At 67.2% G+C, this 4,593-nt stretch carries 4 protein-coding genes; 2 read left to right on the forward strand and 2 right to left on the reverse strand.

Annotated elements, in window-relative coordinates:
• Both LQT98_RS19090 and LQT98_RS19095 read right to left on the reverse strand, forming a co-directional pair.
• A partial coding sequence (locus tag LQT98_RS19090) for a hypothetical protein (RefSeq protein ID WP_231464360.1) occupies window positions 1-381 on the reverse strand: 381 nt, incomplete at its 3' end.
• Window positions 382-451: 70 nt separating this feature from the next.
• Entirely contained in the window at window positions 452-1,147 is a 696-nt protein-coding gene (locus tag LQT98_RS19095; RefSeq protein ID WP_231464362.1) for a hypothetical protein, read from the reverse strand.
• Window positions 1,148-1,456: 309 nt separating this feature from the next.
• On the opposite strand from LQT98_RS19095, the gene LQT98_RS19100 reads away from it, so the two are divergent.
• Both LQT98_RS19100 and LQT98_RS19105 read left to right on the forward strand, forming a co-directional pair.
• Window positions 1,457-2,317, forward strand: coding sequence for a methionyl-tRNA formyltransferase (locus LQT98_RS19100; RefSeq protein WP_231464365.1), 861 nt, complete (start codon window positions 1,457-1,459; stop codon window positions 2,315-2,317).
• Window positions 2,318-2,568: 251 nt separating this feature from the next.
• Window positions 2,569-4,593: RHS repeat domain-containing protein (locus LQT98_RS19105; RefSeq protein ID WP_231464367.1), on the forward strand; the 2,025-nt coding region annotated here is incomplete at its 3' end.

Raw genomic sequence — 4,593 nt, forward strand, 5'->3', positions numbered from 1 at the left:
CAGCGCCGCGCCGGCGGCGGATGGCGTCATCGGCTGTTCGGCGGTGGCCGCCTGCTGGGCCGCGTCCTGCGCGCCGCTGGCGGCGGCCTGGCCGACATCGTCGATCAACGAACCGGACGAGGCCGGCGCCGCCTCCTGCCCGGTGGCCAGCTTGAGCGTGTCCTCGGCGGCGTCGCCAGGTTGGCTCAGCTTGAGCTGCATCTGCATCAGCAGCAGGCGGACCAGGGTTGCCATGTCCAGCCGCGGCCGGCTGGTTGGCGCCGGCTGCTGCTCCGGCTCGGGGGCGGCTGGCGCGGCAGCAGGGGTGAAGGCCGCCTCTTCGGCCGATGTGGCGGTTTGCGCGCGCGCGGGCGGCGGGAAGGGGGCGGAGTGAATTTTCATATCGGTTGGCGCCTGCAAGAGTAAATGAAACAGGCCCGGCGCAAGGCCGGGCCTGGGGGCATGGAGGGGTTCAGCCGGTGGTGGTCTGGCTACTGCTGCTGCCACTGCTGCCGGTGGCGCTATTGGCCTGGTAGGCGTTCAGCGCCGCCTGCACCTGGCCGCCGCCATGATGGTGATGATGGTGGTGGGCCGGCTGGCTCTGTTGCGAGCTGGTCTGCAAGTCCTGCTGCAGTTGCTGGTAATCCTGCTGCGCCTGGCTCAGATTGCTGCTGCTCAGGTCCTGGCCCAGGTTGTTGAACAGCGTGGCGGGCGATGTGGCCGCGCTATTGCCGGTCAGCGCGCTCAGCGCGTCGTCGGCATCGCTGTCGCTGGAGCCGCCGAAGCTGCTCATCTGCAGCTGGCTTAGCATCTGATTGAACAGCAGGGTCACATTGTTGCCGGCGCTGGCTGAACTGGCGCCGGAGCTGCTGGCGACGCTGCCGTCGGTCTGCATGGAGTTGATCAGGCTGGCGAAATCCTGGGTGCCACCGCTGCTCGCGCCGGTGGTGCTGACCGTGCCCGCCGTGCTGGCGGAGCTACTGGCCGCAGCCGCGTTGGGCGAGCTGGACTGCAGGCTGGACAACGCTTGCTGGGCGCCGCTGAGGTTGCCCTGTTGCACATCGTTGATCATGGTCTGGAAATCCTGGCGGCGCTGCTGGTGAATGGCCCGGCGCTGTTGCCAGGCATTGCTGCCGCCGTCGATGCTGCTAGTGTTGCTGACTGACATGGATGATCTCCCGCAAAGTCATGATGGAGTGTCGGTCGTGAGCTTCACGGAGCAGCTCAACTCCCATTCGCTGCCCTGGTTTCGACGTTTGCCGGTATTGGCGGCAATCCATGCCGCCTTGGCGGAGGGAATTGCCGCACTGCGGCAAGCTTGGCCAGTTATTGCGTCAAAACAAGGGTTTGGCCAATGCTTAGATGCAAGCGCCGTGCCAGCGGGCTGGGGGGATTCTGTTAATTTCCATTAGGACTGCCGTTGGGGCGGGATGGCCTTGGTATAAACAAGACAGCCCACCGCCGCCGGAATGCCGCCATGCGCTTCGCCATCACTCTGTCCGACCGTTTCAAGCCCGTGCTGGATGTGTTTCTGCACGCGGGCTGGCAGCCGCTCAAACTGTTCTGCACGCCGGTGGACCACCGCATGCATCACCACAAGGAATCGCTGGCGACGGCGGAGCGGCTGGGCGTGCCGGTGCAATTGTCGCGGATGCGCGAGCGCGATCTGTTGGAACTGGCCGAGCAAGGCTGCGAAGCGCTGCTGGTGGCCAGCTACAACTGGCGGGTGCCGGATTGGGAGCCTTATCTGAGCTACGCGGTCAATTTCCATCCCTCGCCGCTGCCGGTGGGGCGCGGCCCTTATCCGCAGGTGCGCGCCTTGCTGGACGGGCATCGGCAATGGGGTTGCAGCTGCCACCGGCTGAGCCGGGAGTTCGATGCCGGCGAAGTGCTGGCGCAGGAGTGCTTCGCGCTGCAGCCGGATGAAAGCCACGAATCGCTGGATGTGAAGCTGCAATTGGCGCTGTATCGGCTGGCGGGGCGGGTGGCCGGCGATTTCGCCGCGCTGTGGGAGCAGGCGCAGCCGCAAGGCGAGGGCGGCAGCTACTGGCCGCTGTGGCGCGATGAAGACCGGATGCTGAATTTCAATCAGCCGGTGGCCGACATCATGCGCCGGGTGCGGGCCTTCGGCGATTTCGAATGCATGGCCATGGTCAACGGTGTCATCGTGCATGTGCACCGCGCGCAGGCCTGGCGCGAAATACACGGCCATCAACCCGGTGCGCTGATCCTGTCCAATGCGCTGAGCCTGCTGGTGGCCGCCGCCGACGGCATGGTGCTGATCAGCGAGTGGAGCTTGAATCCGGCCGGCGGCGTCAGTGGTCGGCTGCGGGCTTGAGAATCTGTTCAAAGTCGGCTGCGCGTAGTGGAACGTGACAGGGTAAGCACACCTTCATAATATCTGTGCACCGCATTTACACTCTGCTCTTGCAGTGGCAACACCTAGTCTCGCTCTAGCTCGCGAGACTTTAGAACTGGCTCGGAAGCGCGTCTGCATTGCCCATTCAAAAATTTTTTCACTTCCGCCTAAACTTTCCAGCGAACTCCCAGATAAGACTCCTCGAATAATCTGATTTTCGAGAGGTCGGCATGGTCGCAGTGGTGGCAGGTACTGGTTTGGGCTTGCAGAACAGTTCGTTGGCAGCCTTGGGCGCGCAGGGGCAATGGGGCGAGGCCGTGTTCGGCCGCGGCGGCGAACGGGTCTACGTCAACGCCGGCAACGGCAACCTGGTGCTGCAGCACCGCGACGAATTCCTCGCCGGCAACGGCCTGCCGATCCAGCTGCTGCGCACCTACAACAGCCAGGGCCAGGGCGGCGATGCCGGCAACTGGCGCCTGGGCTACAGCCGCCAGCTGTTCGACTTCCGCGGCGCGCCGGGCAGCGCCGGCTCGCAACTGCGGCGCCAGGCCGAAGACGGCAGCGACACGCTGTACCGCTACGACGCGGCGCGCGGCCTGTACCTGGCGTCAAGCGGCGCCGGGGTGGAGGACACCGTGCGCTGGGATGGCCAGGACTGGTGGTGGACCGATGGCGCCAGCCAGGGCCGGGAACGTTATGACGGCGGCGGCCGGCTCGCGCAGGTGCAGGACCGCGAGGGCCAAACCGTCACGCTGGGCTATGACGACGCCGGCCGCATCGTCAGCCTGCGCAGCGCCGGCGGCGAAGCGCTGTTCATCGACTACGACGCTCAGGGCCAGCTGAGCCAGTTGCGCAGCGTGTACCAGGACGGCGGCCAGAGCCGGACGCTGACCCGCACCCGCTACGGCTATGACGCGCAGCAACGGCTGAGCAGCGTCACCACCGACCTGAGCCCCGACGACAACAGCATCGCCGACGGCCAGGTCTATACCACCCGCTATGTGTACGACGGCGCCAGCCAGCGCCTGGCCAGCTTGCAGCAGAGCGACGGCAGCCGCCTGGACTTCAGCTATGCGCAGGTGAACGGCGAGTACCGCGTGCTCAGCGTCAGTGACGTGCGCGACGCGCAGACGCTGACCACCACCTTCGACTACGACGCCACGGGGCAGCGCACGGTGATCCGCGACGCCGCCGGGCTGCGCACCGAACTGAATTACCGCGACGGCCTGCTGCAACGGGTGGCCGGCGGCGGTGTTGAGCAACGCTTCGACTACGACGCGCATGGCCGGGTCAGCGCGGTGACCGACGGCCGCGGCCAGACCACCCGCTTCGACTACGACGCCGCCGGCAACCGGGTGGCCGAGCATGACGCGCAGGGTCAGCGGATCCAGCGCCGCTACAACGCCCAGCACCAGTTGCTGAGCGAAACCGTGGATGGCATCGGCACCCGCCGCAATGTGTACGACGCCAGCGGCCTGCGGCTGCGCTTCAGCCTCAGCGCCGAAGGGCGAGTGGAAGAGCGCCGCTACGACAGCCAGGGCCGCGAAGTCAGCCGGCTGCGCTACCAGGGCGGCGTCTTCACCGCCAGCGACGCGAGCAGCGAAGCCGAACTGCAAGCCTGGGCCGCCGGGCAAGACCCGAGCCGCATCGAGCGGATCGACACCACCTACGACCTGCGCGGCCTGGTGGCCGGCAGCACCCGCTACGCCACCTTGGACGCGCAGGGCCAGGGCGTGGCCGACGGGCGGCACAGCAGCGTGCGCTATGTCTACGACCCGGCGGGCAACCTGCTGCAAAAGCTGGACGGCGTCAGCGGCGCGGTGCTGGCCGACTACGTCTACGACGGCTTGAACCGGGTGGTGCGCAGCCGGGACGGCGCGGGCGTGGCCACCACCACCGTCTACCAGGACGCGCAGCGGCAGACCCGCGTCAGCCTGAGCAACGGCCTGAGCACGGTGAGCCACTACGACGCGACCGGGCAACTGCTGGCGGTGGCGCAGCAAGACGCCGGCGGCGCGTTGGGCACCGCGCGCAGCGAATACAATGCGCGCCACCAGCCGGTCCGGCTGACCGACGCCAACGGCGCCGTCAGTGTCCTGCTGTACGACGAACGCGGCCGCAAGGTGGGCCAGATCGATCCCGCCGGCAGCGTCAGCGAATGGCGCTACAACGGCAACGACCAGATCATCGCCAGCGTGCGCTACGCGACCCGGATCGACGTCGCTCGGCTGAGCGGCGACCCGGCGGCGCTGTCG

This window comes from Chromobacterium aquaticum (assembly GCF_021129195.1).
GTDB lineage: Bacteria > Pseudomonadota > Gammaproteobacteria > Burkholderiales > Chromobacteriaceae > Chromobacterium > Chromobacterium aquaticum.